17 protein-coding genes and 1 tRNA gene are annotated in these 19,058 nt (G+C 67.4%); 8 read left to right on the plus strand and 10 right to left on the minus strand.

Annotated features, from left to right (window positions below; genetic code table 11):
- Nucleotides 1-3: 3 nt before the first annotated feature.
- The gene (locus tag M2352_RS11545; RefSeq protein ID WP_264664631.1) at nucleotides 4-1,683 is read left to right on the plus strand and encodes a methyl-accepting chemotaxis protein; all 1,680 of its coding nucleotides are present in this window, start codon (nucleotides 4-6) and stop codon (nucleotides 1,681-1,683) included.
- Nucleotides 1,684-1,793: 110 nt separating this feature from the next.
- On the opposite strand, the gene M2352_RS11550 is transcribed toward M2352_RS11545, so the two are convergent.
- The 9 genes from M2352_RS11550 to M2352_RS11590 form a co-directional block, all read right to left on the minus strand.
- Entirely contained in the window at nucleotides 1,794-3,104 is a 1,311-nt protein-coding gene (locus M2352_RS11550) for a LysM peptidoglycan-binding domain-containing M23 family metallopeptidase (protein WP_264664632.1), read from the minus strand.
- Nucleotides 3,104-3,781 (minus strand): protein-L-isoaspartate(D-aspartate) O-methyltransferase, encoded by a 678-nt coding sequence (locus M2352_RS11555; protein ID WP_264664633.1) that lies wholly within the window; start codon nucleotides 3,779-3,781, stop codon nucleotides 3,104-3,106. The genes M2352_RS11550 and M2352_RS11555 overlap by 1 nt, the downstream gene beginning before the upstream one ends.
- Entirely contained in the window at nucleotides 3,778-4,563 is a 786-nt protein-coding gene (gene surE / locus M2352_RS11560) for a 5'/3'-nucleotidase SurE (RefSeq protein ID WP_264664634.1), read from the minus strand. Before surE ends, M2352_RS11555 begins: the two co-directional genes overlap by 4 nt.
- On the minus strand, nucleotides 4,556-5,830 hold the full coding sequence (serS, locus tag M2352_RS11565) for a serine--tRNA ligase (RefSeq protein WP_264664635.1): 1,275 nt from the start codon (nucleotides 5,828-5,830) through the stop codon (nucleotides 4,556-4,558). Before serS ends, surE begins: the two co-directional genes overlap by 8 nt.
- 126 nt (nucleotides 5,831-5,956) lie before the next feature.
- Nucleotides 5,957-6,763 (minus strand): twin-arginine translocase subunit TatC, encoded by an 807-nt coding sequence (gene tatC, locus M2352_RS11570; RefSeq protein ID WP_406567250.1) that lies wholly within the window; start codon nucleotides 6,761-6,763, stop codon nucleotides 5,957-5,959.
- A 5-nt stretch (nucleotides 6,764-6,768) separates the two neighbouring features.
- Nucleotides 6,769-7,302, minus strand: coding sequence for a Sec-independent protein translocase protein TatB (gene tatB, locus M2352_RS11575; RefSeq protein ID WP_264664636.1), 534 nt, complete (start codon nucleotides 7,300-7,302; stop codon nucleotides 6,769-6,771).
- Between the two features lie 108 nt (nucleotides 7,303-7,410).
- Nucleotides 7,411-7,662 (minus strand): twin-arginine translocase TatA/TatE family subunit, encoded by a 252-nt coding sequence (locus M2352_RS11580; protein ID WP_264664637.1) that lies wholly within the window; start codon nucleotides 7,660-7,662, stop codon nucleotides 7,411-7,413.
- Nucleotides 7,663-7,758: 96 nt separating this feature from the next.
- Nucleotides 7,759-9,012 carry an ABC transporter ATP-binding protein gene (locus M2352_RS11585; RefSeq protein ID WP_264664638.1) on the minus strand — a complete coding sequence of 418 codons (1,254 nt, stop codon included), beginning with the start codon at nucleotides 9,010-9,012 and terminating at the stop codon, nucleotides 7,759-7,761.
- A 137-nt stretch (nucleotides 9,013-9,149) separates the two neighbouring features.
- On the minus strand, nucleotides 9,150-10,151 hold the full coding sequence (locus M2352_RS11590) for a DUF4424 domain-containing protein (protein ID WP_264664639.1): 1,002 nt from the start codon (nucleotides 10,149-10,151) through the stop codon (nucleotides 9,150-9,152).
- Nucleotides 10,152-10,677: 526 nt separating this feature from the next.
- On the opposite strand from M2352_RS11590, the gene M2352_RS11595 reads away from it, so the two are divergent.
- From M2352_RS11595 to M2352_RS11620, 6 genes are all read left to right on the plus strand, one after another.
- On the plus strand, nucleotides 10,678-11,850 hold the full coding sequence (locus M2352_RS11595) for a hydrogenase small subunit (RefSeq protein ID WP_264664640.1): 1,173 nt from the start codon (nucleotides 10,678-10,680) through the stop codon (nucleotides 11,848-11,850).
- A 7-nt stretch (nucleotides 11,851-11,857) separates the two neighbouring features.
- Entirely contained in the window at nucleotides 11,858-12,886 is a 1,029-nt protein-coding gene (gene hybA / locus M2352_RS11600) for a hydrogenase 2 operon protein HybA (protein ID WP_264664641.1), read from the plus strand.
- A 12-nt stretch (nucleotides 12,887-12,898) separates the two neighbouring features.
- Nucleotides 12,899-14,080 carry a Ni/Fe-hydrogenase cytochrome b subunit gene (hybB, locus tag M2352_RS11605; protein ID WP_264664642.1) on the plus strand — a complete coding sequence of 394 codons (1,182 nt, stop codon included), beginning with the start codon at nucleotides 12,899-12,901 and terminating at the stop codon, nucleotides 14,078-14,080.
- Between the two features lie 18 nt (nucleotides 14,081-14,098).
- Complete coding sequence (locus M2352_RS11610; protein WP_264664643.1) at nucleotides 14,099-15,805, plus strand: nickel-dependent hydrogenase large subunit; 1,707 nt, start codon at nucleotides 14,099-14,101, stop codon at nucleotides 15,803-15,805.
- 130 nt (nucleotides 15,806-15,935) lie between these two features.
- Nucleotides 15,936-16,418, plus strand: coding sequence for a HyaD/HybD family hydrogenase maturation endopeptidase (locus M2352_RS11615; RefSeq protein ID WP_264664644.1), 483 nt, complete (start codon nucleotides 15,936-15,938; stop codon nucleotides 16,416-16,418).
- A 100-nt stretch (nucleotides 16,419-16,518) separates the two neighbouring features.
- Complete coding sequence (locus M2352_RS11620) at nucleotides 16,519-17,628, plus strand: ABC transporter substrate-binding protein (RefSeq protein WP_264664645.1); 1,110 nt, start codon at nucleotides 16,519-16,521, stop codon at nucleotides 17,626-17,628.
- 208 nt (nucleotides 17,629-17,836) lie between these two features.
- Here M2352_RS11620 and M2352_RS11625 read toward each other — a convergent pair.
- A tRNA-Arg gene (locus M2352_RS11625) sits at nucleotides 17,837-17,913 on the minus strand.
- 219 nt (nucleotides 17,914-18,132) lie between these two features.
- Here M2352_RS11625 and gcvA point away from each other — a divergent pair.
- Nucleotides 18,133-19,041 carry a transcriptional regulator GcvA gene (gene gcvA, locus M2352_RS11630; protein WP_264664646.1) on the plus strand — a complete coding sequence of 303 codons (909 nt, stop codon included), beginning with the start codon at nucleotides 18,133-18,135 and terminating at the stop codon, nucleotides 19,039-19,041.
- Nucleotides 19,042-19,058 lie beyond the last annotated feature (17 nt).

The raw sequence follows: 19,058 nt of genomic DNA on the forward strand, positions 1-19,058 counted from the left end.
GTGTTGAAATATTTGAAAATCGGTTCGAAAATATATCTTCTGGTGGGGCTTCTGTCCGCTGTTGCCCTGCTGACCGCCGTTCTGGGCGTTCTGGCGACCCGTGACCTCAGCGAACGCACCGCGCTTCTGGAAAATGCCGCCGCCCGCGAAGCGCTGGGCGAGCGGGTGAACGGTCTGATCATGGCCGTGGTGATGGACTCCCGCGGGGTCTACATGGCCCGCGACGCCGCCGAGGTGGAAAAGTTCGGCAAGCCGCTGCTGGCCAACCTGACGCTTCTGGACGAGCGGATGGCCGAATGGCTGCGCCTGGCCCCGGCCGGCGACCGCGCGGCGGTGGAACGGGCGCGCGCCAGCGTCACGGAGTTCATCCGCTTCCGGGCCGAGCTGGTCCGCATCGGGCGGGAGAAGGGCGCGGCGGAGGCACGGCCCTTCGGCGACAACGACGCCAACCGCAACGCGCGTCAGGCGCTGAACCGTGATCTCGAAGCGCTGGTGGCCGCCACCGGCGCTGCGGGCGACCGTGTGCGGGCGGAAATGGCCGTGGCCCAGAACACCTGGATGACCGTGATGGTGGGGGTGCTGGCCGCCGGCATCGGGCTGGGAGCGGTGCTGTCGATCCTGATCGCGCGGGGACAGATTTCCCGCCCCGTCGCCGCCATGACCCGTGCCATGAACGACCTTGCCGCCGGCAACACCGCCGTCACCCTGCCCCCGGCCAACGGCTCGGACGAGCTGGCCGACATGGCCCGCGCGCTGGTGGTGTTCCGCGACGCGCTGAGCCGCGTCACGGCCATGGCCGACCAGGAACGGCAGAGCATCGCCCAACAGGCCGAGCGTCAGACCCGGCTGGAGCGGATGACCCAGGACTTCGCCACCACCATCGACGGCATGGTCCGCGCCCTGACCGACGAGGCCGGGCTGATCCGCACCAACGCCCAGACCCTGAACGCCTGTGCCGGCGACGTGCGCGGCCGGGCCGACGCGGTGTCCGCCGCCGCCGGGGAAGCCCGCGGCAATGTGGAAAGCGTGGCCGCCGCCACCGAACAGCTCACCCTGTCGATCCAGGAAATCCGCCGACGCATGGACCGCGCCAGCAGCATCGTCGGCGACGCCGAACAGCAGGCGCAGAGCACCAACACCGTGATGCAGAGCCTGAACGCCGCCGCCGGACGCATCGGCGAGGTGGTGCATCTGATCACCGAAATCGCCAGTCAGACCAACCTTCTGGCGCTGAACGCCACCATCGAGGCGGCCCGCGCGGGCGAAGCCGGCAAGGGCTTCGCCGTGGTGGCGAGCGAAGTGAAGCAGCTTGCCAACCAGACCGCCCGCGCGACCGAGGAGATCTCCACCCAGATCGGCGCGATCCAGCAGGAAACCGGGCGCGCGGTGGACGCCATCGGCGGCATCGTCACCATCATCGGCCAGATCAACCAGATCAGCGCCGAGGTGGCGGCGTCGGTCGGGGAACAGAGCAGTGCCACCAACGACATCGCCCGCAACGTGCAACAGGCGGCGGGGGCGACCCAAACCGTGTCGCACACCATCTCCGGCGTGTCCGACACGGCGGAACGCACCGGCAGCGCCGCCGCCGACATGCTGCGCGCCGCCGAGGATCTGGCCCGGCACGCCAGCAGCCTGGGTTCCAACGTGGACAGCTTCGCCAGCCGTCTGCGCCAGGGCTGACCGGATCCGCTGGACGACACCAAGCGGCACCCGGCCGTCATGGCCCGGTGCCGCCCATGACGTCAGGACCGGGCTTCAGCCCCGCCCAGCTTCAGCCCCGCCCAGGCGCTTCAATACCGCCCAGGCAGGGCGGCCACATCGACAGCCGGCCCCAGCGGCAGGGCCGAGACCTTTCCGCCCTGCAGATGCCCGCGGGGATCGATGGCCTGGCTGCCGCGGCGCAGTTCGAAATGAAGCTGGGGCGACGTCACCGCGCCCGTCTGCCCCACGGTGCCGATCACCTGCCCGCGCTTCACCTTGGCCCCCCGCTCCACCGACATGGTGTCCAGGTGGGCATAAGCCGTGATCCAGCCGTCGGCGTGCTTCACCAGCAGCAGATTGCCGAACCCGCGCAGCTCGTTGCCGGAATAGGCGACGATGCCGTTGTCGGCGGCGATCACCGGCGCGCCCTTGTTGGCCGCGATGTTCAGCCCGTCGTTGTGCATGCCGTCCGGCTTGGGGCCGTAACCCGAAATCACCTTGCCCTTCACCGGCCACAGGAAACGGCTGCCGGCGCGGGCCGGCGGTTCCTCCTCCGCGGCGGCGGGGGGAGCCGGCGGGGCCGCCGGAGCCGCGGCGGGGGCGGCGGCCACCTCGGCCGGCTTGGCGGGGGGCGTGGGCTGCGGCTTGGAGGCCGGAGGCGCCTCGGAGGGGATCACCGACGGGGCGGCCAAGGGGACGGAGACGGCGGGCTTGGCGCCCGGCGCACGCAGACTCTTGGGCTCCTGCCCCGGCTGATAGGTGTGGTTTTCCTCCCCGCCGCCGGAATCGCTGGACGGCGCGGCGGCGGACGGCGCCACGGCAGCGGCGGGCGCTCCCGACGGGGGGGGCAGTTCGGCGGCGGCGATGCCGCCCTTGCCCGCCCGTGGCGAAACCGGCGGCAGCGGAGCGGCGGCGATGGCGGCAGGCTCGCCGGCCCCGCCTTGGGCCATGGCGCCCCCCCCCTCACCCGCCCGCGCGCCGGGCAGACGCAGCGGCTGGCCGACGGTCAGCTTGTAGGGCGGGGCCAGGTTGTTCAACTGCGACAGTTCACTGGAGTCCACGTTGAACATCCGCGACACGGTGTAGAGCGAGTCCCCCTTCTGCACGATGTACTGGCGCGAGGTGGGAAGGGTCAGGCGCTGCCCCACCTCCAACGTGTAGGGAGGCTTCAGCCCGTTGATCTCGATCAGGTCGCGCAGCGGCACATTGTAGCGGCGGGAGATGAGATAGGCGGAATCACCCTTGGCCACCGTCACGCTGCCGGCCCCGGAGTCGGCCGGGTTGGTCACGGTGGTGAAGGGAGCAAGCTCGCCCAGGCGCTCACACCCCGTCAGCGCCAGCGCCAGCAGAACGACGGCGGCACCGTTGGCGATGGCGGCGCGGCGGCGGGGGGCCGCCATCACGGGAGCCGGGCGGATGCTTCCGATCCCGGAGGCGTCTCCGCGGGCGGATCGGAAAGCAAAGGCACGAAACGCACTGGCCACAATTCCTCCCGGACGAGTCCCTCTGCGGTGCGGCGGAAGCGGACCACCCGCTGACCGCGGTCATCCACCCCCAACGGAATCACCATGACACCACCAACGGCAAGCTGATCCGTCAAGTCCTTTGGCGGTTCCGGCCCGCCGGCGGCGGTGACCAGAATGCGTTCGAACGGCGCCACCTCCGGCCAGCCGCGGGTGCCGTCGCCCAAACGGGTCGTGATGTTGTGCAGCCGCAGCCTCTGAAACCGCTTTTCCGCCTCCACCAGCAGCGGCTTCAGCCGTTCGATGGTGTAGACGCGGCGGCACAGACGCGACAGCACTGCCGCCTGATACCCCGAACCCGTGCCGATTTCCAGCACGGTATGCCTGGGTTCCAGTTCCAGCGCCTGGGTCATCAGCCCGACGATCAACGGCTGGCTGATGGACTGGCCCAGGGCGATGGGCAGCGCCGTGTCCTCCCACGCCTGATCGCGGAAGAGATCGGGGACGAACAGGTCGCGCGGCACCCGCTCAAGCGCGGACAAAACGGCCTCATCGGTCACGCCGTCGCGGCGCAACGCCATGAGAAGCCGGTTGGTCCGCGCGGCGATGGTCACATGAAGGCCTGTTTCAGCGTTTCCAGAGTCGGCACATGGGTCAGGTCGAGGAACAGCGGCGTCACCGCGATGCCGCCGTGGAACACGACATGGATGTCGGTGTCGGACGCCACCTCGGCCTCGCCACGGGCCGTACCGATCCAGATATAGGGACGGCCCCGCGGGTCAAGCCGCTCCACCAGCTCGTCGCCGATCTTGCGCTTGCCGTGGCGCACCACCTGGATGCCGGTCACGGCGTCGGGCGGCACGGCGGGGAAGTTGACGTTCAGCAGCACGTTCTTGGGCCACGCCCGCGACACCGCCTTGCGGATCACCGCCTCGCCCCAGCGTTCCGCCGTGGACCAGTCGATGACGCGGGTGACGGGATCGTAATGCTGGCTCAGCGCAATGGCCGGCACGCCCAGCAGCGTGGCTTCCATGGCCGCGGCGATGGTGCCGGAATAGGTCACGTCCTCGCCGATGTTGTGGCCGTGGTTGATGCCCGACAGCACCAGCGTCGGCAGCCCGTCCTTCAGGATGTGATTGATGGCCAGCAGCACGCAGTCTGTGGGGGTACCATCCACGGTGTAGCGCTTTTCCCCCACCTGCCGCAGCCGCAACGGGCGGTGGATGGTCAGGGAATGGCTGGCCGCCGACTGCTCGGTCTCCGGCGCCACCACCCACACGTCGTCGGTGATGGACCGGGCGATCTTTTCCAGCACCTTGATCCCGTCGGCGTGGATGCCGTCGTCGTTGGAAATCAGGATGCGGCAGTGGGACAGGTTGAGCGGGGCGTCAAACATGGGCCGTGATCCGTTCCAGCCCGCCCATGTAGGGGCGGAGCGCGTCCGGCACGAGGATCGAGCCGTCGGGCTGCTGGTAATTCTCCATCACCGCGATCAGGCAGCGGCCCACCGCCACGCCCGACCCGTTGAGGGTGTGGACGAACTGGGTCTGCTTGTCGCCCTTGGCGCGGAAGCGGGCCTTCATGCGGCGGGCCTGGAAATCGCCGCAGTTGGAGCAGCTCGAAATCTCGCGGTAGGCGTTCTGCCCCGGCAGCCACACCTCCACGTCATAGGTCTTGCGCGCACCGAAGCCCATGTCGCCGGTGCACAGAACGATGGTGCGGTAGGCCAGCCCCAGCCGCTGCAGGATGGTTTCGGCGCAGGCGGTCATGCGCTGCTGCTCGGCTTCCGACTGCTCGGGGGTGGTGATGCTGACCATCTCCACCTTCCAGAACTGGTGCTGGCGGATCATGCCGCGGGTGTCCTTGCCCGCCGACCCCGCCTCGGCCCGGAAGCAGGGCGTCAGCGCGGTGAAGCGGTAGGGCAGCGCCTCGGCCTCCAGGATCTGGTCGTTGACCAGATTGGTCAGCGGCACTTCCGACGTGGGGATCAGGTAATGGCCGCTGTTGGTGCGGAACAGATCCTCTTCGAACTTGGGCAACTGGCCGGTGCCGAACAGGGCGTTGTCGCGCACCATCAGCGGCGGCGACACCTCGGTGTACCCATGCTCGCCGGTGTGGACGTCCAGCATGAACTGGGCCAGCGCCCGTTCCAGCCGTGACAGCGCGCCGCGCAGCACGGTGAAGCGCGCCCCCGACATGCGGGCCGCCACGCCGGCGTCCATCAGCCCCAGCGCCTCGCCCAGGTCGAAATGTTCCTTGGCATTGGCGATGTCGGGCGGGGTGCCCCAGCGGCGCACCTCCACGTTGGCGGTCTCGTCCGGCCCGTCGGGCACGTCGGCGGCGGGGATGTTGGGAATCGCGGCCAGCAGCCCGTCGAGTTCGGCGCCGAGGCGGCGTTCCTCCTCCTCGACTTCCGGCAGGCGGGTCTTCAGCTCCGCCATTTCGTCGAGGATGGGCTGGACGTCGCGGCCCGCCTTCTTGGCAAGGCCGATTTCCTTGGCCGCCTCGTTGCGGCGGGCCTGCATTTCCTGCATCCGCGTCTGGGCATCGCGGCGGCGGGCGTCGAGATCGAGCACGGTGGCGGACAGCGGCTCCAACCCCCGGCGGCTGAGGCCACGGTCAAAGGCTTCGGGGTTCTCGCGGATGGCGCGCAGGTCGTGCATGGCGGCGAAACACGGGTTGGGGAATGGGGGTATGGTTATAGTCCCCCCACCCCCCCGAGGTCCAGCCCCCAGCGCCCGTCACCCGGCGGTCCGGGCGGGGGCGGTCCGGGTCGGGGGCGGTCCGGGTCAGGCGCCGGCGGCTTCCGCGGCGTCGCGCTTGCGCTCGATGGCGCGGCCCACCCAGATGGAAATCTCGTACAGCACCAGCAGCGGCACGGCCAGGCTGACCTGGCTCACCACGTCCGGCGGGGTCAGCACGGCGGCGATGACGAAGGCCAGAACGATGGCGTAGCGGCGCTTGGAGGTGAGCTGTTCGGTGGTCAGCAGCCCGGCGCGGATCAGCAGGGTCAGCAGAACCGGCAACTGGAACGCCACGCCGAACGCGAAGATCAGCGACATCACCAGCGACAGGTATTCGCCCACCCGCGCTTCGAATTCGATGGGCAGGGCATCCGCCCCCACCGGGTGGGATTCGAAGCCCAGGAAGAAGCGCCACGCCAGCGGGAACACGAAGTAATAGGCCATGGCCGCGCCCAGCGCGAACAGCACCGGCGTCGCCGCCAGGAACGGCAGGAAGGCCCGGCGTTCATGCTTGTAAAGCCCCGGCGCGATGAACATCCAGATCTGGTTCGCCACCACGGGGAACGAGATCAGGCAGCCGGCCCAGAACGACACCTTCACATAGGTGAAGAACGCCTCGGTCAGGCCGGTGTAGATCATGCGCCGGCCCTGCCCGGCCAAAAGATCGGCGAGCGGCTGGACCAGGAAATTATAGATCTTGTCGGAAACGGCGTAGCACAGGAAGAATGCCACCAGCATCGCCAGAACCGACCACATCAGCCGGTTGCGCAGCTCGATCAGGTGATCGATCAGCGGCATCTTGCCGTCGTCAAGCTCGTCGTGCTCGTCGGTGTCGTGAGGATTGGTCGTCACGAGGGTCAGGCCGTCTTGTCGGTGGCGGGCTTGTCGGATGCGGCGGGGGCCGCAGGCGCCGGCGCGGCGGCGGGCGCATCGGGTTCCGGCTCCGGCGGGCTGCCGGCGTGGCCGGTGGCCCCGGCGGCGCTCACGTCGAAAGCGGCGGCCCCGCTGCCCACCGCGGCCCCGGTTCCGGGAACGGTGGGGGCGGCGGCACCGGCGGCGGCAGCCGCCGCCGCCGCGTCGGAATAATGGCTGGTGTCCTTGACCTCCAGGTCGAAGACATGTTTCAGCCGACCGTCGGGATCGACGGTCTTGTCGATCACGTTGCCGAGATTCATGGTGTCGCGTGCCTTCAACGCCTGCTGGCGCAGGTCGTTGAGTTCCGCTTCGCGCATCATGTCGTCCAGGTGGCCCTGGAAGTCACGGGCCATCAGGCGCGCCTTGCGCACCCATTTGCCCAGCGCGTAGATCGCACCGGGAAGGTCTTTCGGGCCGATCACCACCAGGGCGACCACACCGATGACCATCAGCTCCGACCAACCGATGTCGAACATAGCCCCTCACGGTCTCCGCGGAACGCAAGACCCGCCGCCACGGGACGGCCCCGCCGGAACGGGATCGCTGTGGAACGGCGGGGTGTGCCGGGTCCGGCTGCGTACCCGTTACGGGCGCGCGGCCTCGTCCTTCTTCACGGCATGATCGGCCGCGGGGGCGGCCGGATGGACCGGGGCCGGCTGGTTCGGCAGGGTCTTGCTGCCGTCGGCGGCGGCTTCGTCCTCGTCCTTGAGGCCGGCCTTGAAGTTCTTGATGCCCTTGGCAAGGTCGCCCATCACCTTGGGCAATTTGCCGGCTCCGAACAGAAGCAGGACGATCAGGAGAACGATGATCCAGTGCCAGATGCTGCTAAATCCCATGGTGCCTTTTCCTGAGCGGTCATGCCCCAAACGCGGCGGCACTATGGCAGAAACCCCCCTGTGCCGCAACGCTGGGAGGAGCCTTCCGATAACAAATCAGCGCGGCTTTTCCATGGCAAAGACGAACACCTGCCCCCAATCGGGAGCAACCGAGACATACGATTCCTCCGGGGGTAGAAACTGCCCCGGCATGCGGGAATGCAGGTGAACCGCCCCGCCCCGCCCGTCGGCAAGGCTCAGATGGATCAGGCTGGACCGCCCCAGGAGCCGCGCCGTCATCACCCGCGCCAGATTGGGCACGTCCGCGCCCGCCGATGCCGCCAGCGGCGCCAGCCGCAGCGCTTCGGGCCGGATCAGAACCTCGGCCTCGGTGCCGTCGGACAGCCCCTCCGCGGAAACCGATCCCACCGGCGTGTCCACCCGCCCGCCGCGGACGGTGCCGGTGACGCGGTTGGCCTCCCCGAAGAACGCGGCGGCATAGGCGCTGACCGGGCGGGTGTAGAGGTCCACCGGGCAGCCCATCTGCACCACCCGCCCCTCCTGCATCAGGATGATGCGGTCGGCCAGGAACATCGCCTCTTCCGGGTCGTGGGTGACCAGCATGGTGGCCGCCCCGTTCTTTTTCAGGACATGCAGCGTCTCGTCGCGGATCTGTTCGCGCAGGCGGGCGTCAAGGCCGGAAAAGGGTTCGTCCAGCAGCAGCACCGCCGGCTTGGGCGCCAGGGCGCGGGCCAGCGCCACCCGTTGCTGCTGCCCGCCGGAAAGCTGGTGGGGGAAGGCGGCGGCGTAACCGGCCATGCCCACCTGCTCCAGCGATTCCAGGGCGCGGGCTTTCCGCTCCTCCGCCGGCAGGGCGTCCAGGCCGAAACGCACGTTGTCCAGCACCGACAGGTGGGGGAACAGGGCGTAATCCTGGAACACCAGCCCCACCCCGCGGCGTTCCGGCGGCACGGCGCCGGTGGTGTCGGCCACCACGCGCCCACCGATGCGCACACGCCCGGCCTGCAGCGGCTCCAGCCCCGCCGCCAGCCGCAGAAGCGAGGATTTGCCGCAGCCCGACGGACCGCACAGGCACACGATCTCCCCCGCCCCGATGGACACCGACACATCGTTGACCGCCACCACGCGGCCATAGCGGTGGGTCACGGCGTCCAGCGCCAGCGCCTCCACCGCCAGGGCCGCCCCCGTTCCGCCGGGGCCGCGGGCATCCAGGGGAAACGCCCCCGCCCCGCCCGGCACCCCCGCCGGCTGGCACGGAGCGTCAGTGCCGGCGGCAGTGGCGGCAACCGATGCCGCCGATGCACGAGAGAAGGGAAAATTCATCGCCTGCCCTGCCTTGTGTCCTGTCATGGGGGCCGATCACGAATGATGGCCTGCCTAGCTAAACGCGGACCGGCGGCCTATGCAATTGGTTCTTAATCTCGGACACTTATTTTTCGGCGCGCACCGGGCGGCACGGCAGAGGGTGAGGCGCGGGCGGCGCGCGCTCAGGGCTCCTTCGGAGTGCGGACGAAGAACAGGAGCCGGATGTCGTTTTCCGGCACAAAATTCTCGATCACGGATTCGAACACCGCCGGCCCGGTCTTCTTCAGGCCGTTCCAGCACAGCGACAGGATGTTTTCCGGCGCCCCCTTGTCCAGGGTCAGGTGGAACCGGCCGATCGGACCCTGCCAGTTGCGGGCGGTGGTCAGGATGTATTCGACCTCCCACGCGGTGAACGGCGATTCGGGTTTGCTGTTGCCCTTCTCCGCCGCGGCCAGGGCGCGTCGGGTGCCGGCGTCCAGGCAATAGCGGTCGCCCCCGGCGTCCTTCTCGTCGCCGACGAACCGCCCGACCACCCGGCGCCCGTCGATCTCCGCCGCCTTGCCGATGAGGGCCGAGCCGGCGAACGGGTGATAGGCGTGCTGAACCCGCACATCCACCCCCGGCGGGAAGGTCTGACGCCAATGGTAGCGGGTGCGCAGCACCCATTGCGGGGTGTTGTCGTCCTCGCCCTCCTGAATCAAACCGCTGCTGCGCAGCCGGGCGAGCGTGTCGGCGGGAATCGCCTTGACCTGATCGTCATAGCTTCCCGGCGCCCAGGGCGACAGGGCCAGCGCCCCCGCCGCCTCCAGTTCCTGCGTAACCTCACGCCCCTGGTAGAAGGCTCGGCGTTCCAGCTTCGGCGACAGCGGGCGGCCGTCCACCCACAGCCGGAAGCCCAGAAAATCCGCGTCCTGCCGGGGAAAGTTCCAATTGGGCGCCGTCGTCCCTTTCGACAGGTCGAGATCGGGCAGCGGGAACACAACCAGCGTGTCGATGGGCCGGCTGCCCGTGTTGCGGAACACGTACGACACCCGGATCTCGTCCAGGCCGATGCGCAGATCCTCCGACACCATCCGAATGTCGTTGGTGACCGACAATTCGATTCCACCCGTCCCCTGGAAGCCAGTGCTGTCGTTGGCCGCCGCCGGCACCACCCCCAGCATCAGGGACACCAGGAAAGACATCAAACCACGCTCGCTCATGATCGACCGGCCCCCGTTGCCGAACCCCGTGAGCCGCCATCCTAGCGCAGACGCGGCGGCGGGGCACGGGGGCTTGCCATCGGCCCCGGATTCGTCCTCGGCCCCTCCCGGCACGGGAATTTCGTTCCATGCACTGATGGTTCCGGCATGGGTCATGTTATTTTCCGTGCAGCCAATGGTGTAACGCACCATTCTTTTGGCCGATCAAAGGGTTACATTACGCTTCCCTGATGCACGATATTATATTGGTAATACCACTTATCGGCCAATGATGTCACACCGCGCCGCAGCATCAGTTATTTTCTTTCTTCGCCCTTTGACGGTTTGATGTAGATCAATGCCTGGATCGGTCCGCTTTTGCTGGAATGCCCATACACGCGGTATGCCTTAATATCCATGACAGACATATGGGTACCTGCCCCCGGTTGGGCGCGGGACGGGCTTTGCCGTGTCCGATGGACGCAATGGGTTGCGTCCGGCCACCGCACAAGGGTTTTTGGGGGGAGACATGCCCGACGGTCATCAGGACCTCGACACCGCCGACATCGGCGATCTTGACAGCTACGACGGCGCTCTGGGTGGTCTGACCCGCCGGGAGTTCCTGAACTACTGCACCGGCGTTGCCGCCGCCCTGGGCCTGTCGCCGGCGCTGGGTGTCAACATCGCCAACGCGGCGGTGACGTCCCCCCGCCCCTCGGTCATCTGGCTGTCGGGCCAGGCGTGCACCGGCTGCGTGGAAACCCTTCTGCGCACCAGCCACCCCAGCCTGGAGACGCTGATTCTCGATCAGATCTCGCTGGAATACAACGAGACGCTGAACGCCGGTTGCGGCCATCAGGCCGAGAACTGGAAGAACGCGGCCATGAAGGCCAACTGGGGCAAGTACCTGATGGTCACCGACGGTTCGGTGCCCACCAAGGACGGCGGCGTCTACTGCAAGGTGGCCGGCAAGACCTATCTGGAAAGCGTGCAGGAATGCGCCAAGGGGGCCGCGGCCATCCTGTCCATGGGGTCGTGCTCGTCCTGGGGCGGCTGGCCGTCCACCGGCGTCAACCCCACCGGGGCCGTCGGCCTGCACGAGGTGATCACGGACAAGCCGATCGTCACCATCCCCGGCTGCCCGCCCAACCCGTACAATTTCCTGTCCACGGTGCTGCACTTCGTCACCTTCGGCAAGCTGCCGGCGCTGGACGACAAGGGCCGCCCGAAGTTCGCCTATGGCCGTCTGATCCACGAGAACTGCGAGCGCCGCGCCCATTTCGACGCCGGCCGCTTCGCCATGGAATTCGGCGACTACGGCCACCGCCAGGGCTATTGCCTGTACAAGCTGGGCTGCAAGGGCCCGGAAACCTACGCCAACTGTCCGTCCATCGGCTTCAACGACGTGGGCCAGGGGTCGTGGCCGGTCGGCACCGGCCATCCCTGCTTCGGCTGCACCGAAAAGGGCGTGGGCTTCACCAAGAGCATCCACGAACTGGCGGCGCTGAAGTCGGTGACCCCGCCCAACTCCTACCCCGACGTGCGCATGCAGAAGGGTGAGGGGGCCAGCACCGGGGCCGTGGCCGCGGTGGCGGGCATCGCCGGGGCCGCGGTCGGTGCCGGCGCCATCATCGCCAGCCGGCTGGGCAAGCAGGACCAAAAGAATTCCACTGGGCCTAACGACACCAACCCCGGCGCGTGAGGCTGACATGTCCGTATCACGTCGCAATTTCCTGAAAAGGGCGGTGAAGGGCGGTGCAGCCGCGGCGGCGGCCGCCTGCACCACCGTGGCGGGCGCGCCCGAACCGGCCAACGCGCTCCAGCGCGAGCCCAAGCCGCTGGCCCCGGAAGCGGTGGGTCTGCTCTATGACAGCACGCTGTGCATCGGCTGCAAGGCCTGCATGAGTGCGTGCAAAGAGTCGAACCACATGCCGCAGGAGGTCGGGCCGGACCAGCCGTGGAACGACACCCGCCAGTGGGACACGCCGGTGGAGCTGTCGGCCAAGACCCTGAACGTCATCAAGGTCTACACCGACGGCAACGCCACCCAGAAGGACCACGAAAAGGACGGCTTCGCCTTCCTGAAGCGGCAGTGCCTGCACTGCACCGATCCGTCGTGCGTGTCGGTGTGCCCGGTGTCGGCGATGACCAAGGACAAGACCTCGGGCATCGTCAGCCACAACCCCGACGCCTGCATCGGCTGCCGCTATTGCGTGCTGTCCTGCCCGTTCGGGGTGCCGAAGTACGATTACAACGACGCCTTCGGCCAGATCCACAAGTGCCAGCTCTGCAAGCACAAGCTGGCGGAAAACCAGCTTCCCGGCTGCGCCGACGTGTGCCCCACGGGCGCCACCCTGTTCGGCAAAACCCCGGACCTGCTGGCCGAGGCCAAGCGCCGCACCGCGCTGAAGCCCGGCGAGTATGCCCACTATCCCCGCGGCGACATCAACGGCCACGTGGGCGGTGCCCGCGACGGCCATGAGAAGCGCGTGGAGGTGGCGTACCAGTCCCACATCTACGGCGAGCGGGAGTTGGGCGGCACCCAGTGCCTGTCGGTGTCGGCGGTGCCGTTCGACAAGCTGAACCTGCCCACCAACGTTCCCGAATACGGCTACCCCACCCTGTCGGAAGGCATCCAGCACACGCTGTACGCCGGCATGGTCGGGCCGGCGGCGGTGCTGGGGGGGTTGGTCTACTTCGCCCACCGCAACACCAAAGACCAACATGACCCGGATTGAGGGGGAACCGTCATGACCTCGTTGGCATCCCATGACACGGCCCCGTCCGCCCACCACGATCACGCGCCCGTCGGCGGGCGCCTCATCACGGTGCCGTTTCTGATCGCGCTGGCGTTCGTCGCCATCGCGGGTTTCATTCTGGTCCAGCGTTTCGCCCACGGCATCGGTGCGGTGAGCAACCTGTCCGACGGTTATCCGTGGGGCATCTGGGTCGCCATCGACGTGGTGATCGGCTCGGCCTTCGGCTGCGCCGGCTATGTGATGGCGCTGCTGGTCTATATCCTGAACCGCGGCGAATACCACGCCATGGTGCGCCCGGCGGTGATGGCCAGCCTGTTCGGCTATGGCCTGGCCGGTGCGGCGGTGCTGGTCGATCTGGGCCGGTACTGGAATTTCTACCACATGATGATGCCGTCCTACGCCCAGCCCAATTCGGTGATGCTGGAAGTGGGGCTGTGCGTCGCGACATACACCATCGTCCTGATCCTGGAATTCGCCCCGGCCTTCCTGGAGCGGTTCGGGATGCATGACGCGCGCCGCAAGCTGTCGAAGATCCTGTTCTTCTTCATCGCACTCGGCGTGCTGCTGCCCACCATGCACCAGTCGTCGCTGGGCACCATGATGGTGATCCTGGGGCACAAGCTGTCGCCGCTGTGGCAGACCCAGATGCTGCCGGTGTTCTTCCTGACCACCGCGGTTCTGATGGGCTTCGCCATCGTGGTGTGGGAATCGGTGCTGTCGGCGCTGGGCTTCCGCCGCCCGATGGAAACGGCGGAACTGGCCCGGCTGTCGGGGCTGATGGTTTATGCCGGCCTGGCGTTCGTGGTGCTGCGGTTCGTCGATCTGGCGGTGCGCGGCCAGTTGGGCGCCATGTTCGGGGCGCACGGCACCGTGATGTTCTGGGTGGAAACCCTGCTGATGATCGGCGGCATCGCCGCCATCCTGCCGGTGGCCAGCCGCCGCCGGGGCAAGGCGCTGTTCGTGTCCTCCTCCCTGTTCCTGGCCGGCGGGATCGTCTACCGGCTGAACGTCTACATCGTCGGACTGATCCCCGCGGTCGGCCCGTGGACCTATTTCCCGTCGCTTTCCGAAATTCTCATCACCGTCGGCATCTTCTCGCTGGAAGTGGTCCTGTACCTCGTCTTCGTGAAGAAGCTCCCCGTCATGCACGCCGTCAGCACCAAACACGGCTGACTCTAGGAGGACTTACCCGTGGTTCAGCGTATTGTTGTTGACCCGATCACCCGTATCGAAGGCCATCTGCGGGTCGATTGCGATGTGGACGGCGGCAAGGTGACCAAGGCCTGGGCGTCGGGCCAGATGTGGCGCGGGATTGAGCTGATCCTGCAGGGCAAGGATCCGCGCGATGCCTGGGTGTTCGCCCAGCGCATCTGCGGCGTGTGCACCACCGTGCACGCGATCACCTCCGTCCGCGCGGTGGAAAACGCGCTGAAGATGGAAGTGCCGCTGAACGCCCAGTTCATCCGCAACATCATCCAGGGCGCGCACGCGGTTCACGACCACATCGTGCACTTCTATCACCTGTCGGCCATCGACTTCGTGGACATCGTGTCGGCGCTGAAGGCCGACCCGGTGGCGACGTCGAAGCTGGCCCAGTCGCTGTCCGACTGGAAGATGAACGGTGTCGGCGATTTCGCCAACGCGCAGAAGAAACTGGCGGCTTTCGTCAACTCCGGCCAGCTCGGCATCTTCGGGTCGGGCTACTGGGGCCACCCGGCTATGAAGCTGCCGCCGGAAGTGAACCTGCTGGCGGCCACCCACTATCTCCAGGCCATCGAATTCCAGCGCCGCATGAACAAGGTGGTGGCGATCCTGGGGTCCAAGACGCCGCACATCCAGAACATGGCGGTGGGCGGTGTCGCCAACCCGATCAATTTCGACAGCCAATCCACCCTGACACTGGAAAAGCTGCACTACATCAAGGAACTGATCGACGAGGTGGGCGAGTTCGTCCAGCAGGTCTACATCCCCGACGTCTGTGCCATCGGCGCCTTCTACGCCGACTGGACCCAGATCGGGCGCGGCGTGGTCAACTACCTCGCCTGCCCCGACATGCCGGTGGACACCAAGGGCGAGAAGCTGTCGCTGCCGGGCGGCTTCATCAAGGGCGCCGATCTGGTGGGCGGCTTCAACCCGATCAAGACCTTCAACGACGCTTATTTCGAAAAGGGCGTGAAGGAAAGCGTCAAGCATTCCTGGTATCAGGGCGGCAAGGGTGCGCTGCACCCCTATGACGGCGAAACCATCCCGCAGTACACCGACTGGTCGGACGACGGGAAGTATTCGTGGATCAAGTCGCCGACCTTCTACGACAACCGTGCCCAGGTGGGGCCGCTGGCCAACGTGCTGTGCATGTTCGCCGCCGGCCACGAGCCGACGGTCCGCTGGACCACGGCGGCGCTGAACACCATCGCCATGCACCTGAAGACCCCGGTCGGCCCCGACATCCTGCATTCCACCATCGGCCGTCACGCCGCCCGTGCCGTCCGCGCCGCGGTCCTGCACGAGGAGGTGGGCAAGCAGTGGACCATGCTGATGGAGAATCTGGGCAAGGGTGATTTCACCACCTACAACAAGCCCGTGTTCCCCAAGGGTGAGATCCGCGGCTTCGGCTTCCACGAGGCGCCGCGCGGCATCCTGTCCCACTGGGTGGTCATCGAGAACGGCAAGATCAAGAACTATCAGGCCGTGGTGCCCACCACCTGGAACGCCGGTCCCCGCGACGAGGGCGAGCAGATGTCGGCCTATGAATCGGCCCTGCTCGACACGCCGGTGGCCGATCCCGAAAAGCCGCTGGAGGTCATCCGCACGGTCCATTCCTTCGACCCGTGCCTGGCCTGTGCCGTGCACCTGACCGACACCGAATCCCGGTCCAGCTATCAGGTGAAGGTGGTGTGACCATGGCCCCCTGCCCCATCCCGTGCTGATGGGGCGGGGAATTCCGTGTACTCTTCTCGGGCCCTCTTCTTCGATCGGGGAAGAGGGCCTTTTTCGTCTTCGCCTTTTTTGTCTTCAGGGAGTTGGTTTCATGTCCATCCTGGTCCTCGGCCTCGGCAACATCCTTCTGTCCGACGAAGGGGTCGGCGTGCGCGCGGTGGAGGCGTTTCAGGCCCAATGGACGGTGCCGGACGGTGTTGACGTGGTGGACGGCGGCACCTGCGGCATGGACATGCTGGACATCATCGCGTCCCACCGCACGCTGATCGTGGTGGACGCGGTGAAGACCGGCGCCCCGGTGGGCACGGTGGTGAAGATCACGGGATCGGACGTGCCGGTGTTCTTCCGCGGGCGGCTGTCGCCGCACCAGCTCGGGCTGTCGGACCTGCTGGCCACCCTGACCCTGACCGACGAGGCGCCGGGGTACGTGTCGGTGATCGGCTGCGTGCCGGCGTCCATGGAAACCTCGCTGGAGATGACGCCGGGCATCGCGGCGCGCATCCCCGCCATGGTGGATTTGCTGGTGGAGGAGCTGCGGTCGCTGGGCGTTTCCCTGGAACCCAAGGCGCCCTGAGACGGGATCGCCCTTTCCAATTCCCTTGGTTTGGTTCAGAAAGGGGAGCACGCCCTGTCGGGAAGACATGGCATATGACATATATTCGGGGAGAAATACTATGCGTCTTACCGCCATTTCCTTTGTCAGCGCCGCGGCGCTGCTGGCCGGTTTTGGCACGGCGCAGGCGGACATCGTGATCGGCCTGGGCACGGCGACCACCGGCCCGGTGGCGGCGCTGGGCGAACAGTCGGTGTTCGGCGCCAAGCAGGCGGTTGCGGACATCAACGCGAAGGGCGGCGTGCTGGGCCAGAAGCTGGTGCTGAAGGTCAGCGACGACGCGTGCGATCCGCGTCAGGCGGTCGCCGTCGCCAACCGGTTCGTCAGCGACAAGGTGACGGCGGTGGTTGGCCATCTGTGCTCCGGTTCCAGCATCCCGGCAGCCGACGTCTATCAGGAAGAAGGTCTGGTGATGGTCACCCCGACCGCCACCAACCCGCTGCTGACCTCCAAGAACTACCCGAACATCTTCCGCGTCTGCGGCCGTGACGACCAGCAGGGCGTGGTCGCCGGCACCTATCTGGCCGAGGCGTTCAAGGGCAAGAACATCGCCGTGCTGGACGACAAGCAGGCCTATGGCAAGGGTCTGGCCGACGTGGTGGCCCAGACGCTGGAAAAGGCCGGCGCCAAGGTCGCCTACCGCACCTCGGTCACGGCGGGCGAGCGCGACTTCTCCGCCCTCATCACCAGCCTGAAGGACAAGGCGGTGGAGGCGGTCTATTACGGCGGCTACCATCCCGAACTGGGGCTGATCGTGCGCCAGTCGCGCGAACAGGGGCTGAACATGCAGTTCATCGCCGGCGACGGCCTGAACAACCAGGAATACTGGGCCATCACCGGTGCCGCCGGCGAAGGCACGCTGTACACCGACAGCCCGTCGGCGGCCAGCGATCCCAAGGCGCAGGCGCTGATCGCCTCCTTCAAGGCCGCCGGCCTGCCGGAGCCGGGCAACTTCGCCTTCTACAGCTACGCCGCGGTGCAGACCATCGTCCAGGGTCTGGAAAAGGCCGGCAGCGCCGACAGCCAGAAGCTGGCCGCCGCCCTGCACAAGGGCACCTATGACACCGTGGTCGGCCAAGTCGAGTTCGACGCCAAGGGCGACGTGACCAAGCCGGCCTATGTCCTGTACGTGTGGAAGAACGGCAAGCCGGAGATGGTGGCGGCGAAGTAATCACCCCAAAAAAAACGGCCCGGCGGAGCGGCTTTCGGCTGCTCCGCCGGACTGGCTTACCTCACCATACCGGCAATAAGCCTTATCAAGATGATACTACTCTGACTGCGCTACCGCCCATAGCGGTTGCAAAAGCAAAGGTTGCAAAAGCAAAGGTTGCAAAAGCAAAAGGGCCTAGCCCACATTCTGGCTAAGCCCTTGAAATCGCTGGCGGACCCGACGAGATTCGAACTCATGACCTCTGCCTTCGGAGGGCAGCGCTCTATCCAGCTGAGCTACGGGTCCGCGCTTCAGCGGAGCCAGAACCTAGGGCATGAGGCCGGCGGATGCAAACACTTTTTTCACCCTCAAACCCCCTCGGGTGAAAAAATCTCATTCGAGGTTGAGAATTACCCGTTTGCCGGCCCGGCCCCCCGTGGGGTCTCATCATCCCATGGCGCAACGGGGATGGAAACGGCACCATGGGCACCCGCGTGGACACCAGTGATTCCGGGATGACCGCCGATGGCGTACCGCTTGCCGCCCCTGTCCACCCTGCGGGTGTTCGAAGCCGCCGGGCGCCTGCTCAGCTTCAAGGCCGCTGCCGAGGAGCTGGGCATCACCCCCAGCGCCGTCAGCCACTCCATCCAGACGCTGGAGGATTGGCTGGGCGTGCCGGTGTTCGTCCGCACCAACCGCAGCCTGAGCCTCAGCCCGGCGGGCGTGGCCTATCTGCCCCGTGTGCGCGACGCGCTGGTGGCGCTGTCGGAAGCCACGGCGGCGGTGCCGGGGCGGTTGGGCGGCGATCCGCTGCGCATCAGCGTGGCGCCCACCTTCGCGCTGCGCTGGCTGCTGCCCCGCCTGCCCGCTTTTCAACAGGCGAACCCGGAGGTCACGGTGTCCATCGACACCGACCAGCGGGTGGTGGAATTCCCCCGCGATGGCTTCGACCTTGCCATCCGCATGGGCCGTGGGGGGTGGGCGTCGGTGCGGGCGGAACGGCTGGTCACCGAACGGCTGATCCCCGTCTGCACCCCGGCGCTGGCCGCCCGCCTCCGCACGCCCGCCGATCTGCGCTCCGTCCCCCTGCTGCACGTGGTCAGCGTGCGGGAGGACTGGCGGGCCTGGGCGGCGGCGCGCGGGGTGGATGCGCTGGACCTGCGGCGGGGGCTGCGGTTCGACACCGTGCATCTGGCCCTTGATGCCGCCCTGCAAGGGCTGGGGGTCGCCATCGGTCACAAGCCCCTGACCGATGGCACTCTGGCCGGCGCCGACCGGGCGGACGGCGGGCTGGTGGAGGTGCTGGGACCGCCGGTCGCCAGCGAAAGCGCCTATTGGCTCGTTACCGGAAACCGGGGACCGCTGCGGCCCGAGGCCGCCCGGTTCCGCGACTGGCTCTTTGACCAACTGGCCGCCGACCGGCCCGCATCCTGAACGGCGGGCCGCAACGG

The sequence above is a fragment of the Azospirillum fermentarium genome (genome assembly GCF_025961205.1).
GTDB lineage: Bacteria > Pseudomonadota > Alphaproteobacteria > Azospirillales > Azospirillaceae > Azospirillum > Azospirillum fermentarium.

Bases quoted from the DNA above. Each gene is read 5' to 3' on its own strand.
- M2352_RS11550 (WP_264664632.1), bottom strand. From the start codon at position 3,104: ATGGCGGCCCCCCGCCGCCGCGCCGCCATCGCCAACGGTGCCGCCGTC.
- M2352_RS11580 (WP_264664637.1), bottom strand. From the start codon at position 7,662: ATGGGATTTAGCAGCATCTGGCACTGGATCATCGTTCTCCTGATCGTC.
- M2352_RS11620 (WP_264664645.1), top strand. From the start codon at position 16,519: ATGCGTCTTACCGCCATTTCCTTTGTCAGCGCCGCGGCGCTGCTGGCC.
- gcvA (WP_264664646.1), top strand. From the start codon at position 18,133: ATGGCGTACCGCTTGCCGCCCCTGTCCACCCTGCGGGTGTTCGAAGCC.
- M2352_RS11615 (WP_264664644.1), top strand. From the start codon at position 15,936: ATGTCCATCCTGGTCCTCGGCCTCGGCAACATCCTTCTGTCCGACGAA.
- surE (WP_264664634.1), bottom strand. From the start codon at position 4,563: ATGTTTGACGCCCCGCTCAACCTGTCCCACTGCCGCATCCTGATTTCC.
- M2352_RS11595 (WP_264664640.1), top strand. From the start codon at position 10,678: ATGCCCGACGGTCATCAGGACCTCGACACCGCCGACATCGGCGATCTT.
- M2352_RS11590 (WP_264664639.1), bottom strand. From the start codon at position 10,151: ATGTCTTTCCTGGTGTCCCTGATGCTGGGGGTGGTGCCGGCGGCGGCC.
- tatB (WP_264664636.1), bottom strand. From the start codon at position 7,302: ATGTTCGACATCGGTTGGTCGGAGCTGATGGTCATCGGTGTGGTCGCC.
- hybA (WP_264664641.1), top strand. From the start codon at position 11,858: ATGTCCGTATCACGTCGCAATTTCCTGAAAAGGGCGGTGAAGGGCGGT.
- hybB (WP_264664642.1), top strand. From the start codon at position 12,899: ATGACCTCGTTGGCATCCCATGACACGGCCCCGTCCGCCCACCACGAT.
- serS (WP_264664635.1), bottom strand. From the start codon at position 5,830: ATGCACGACCTGCGCGCCATCCGCGAGAACCCCGAAGCCTTTGACCGT.
- M2352_RS11585 (WP_264664638.1), bottom strand. From the start codon at position 9,012: ATGACAGGACACAAGGCAGGGCAGGCGATGAATTTTCCCTTCTCTCGT.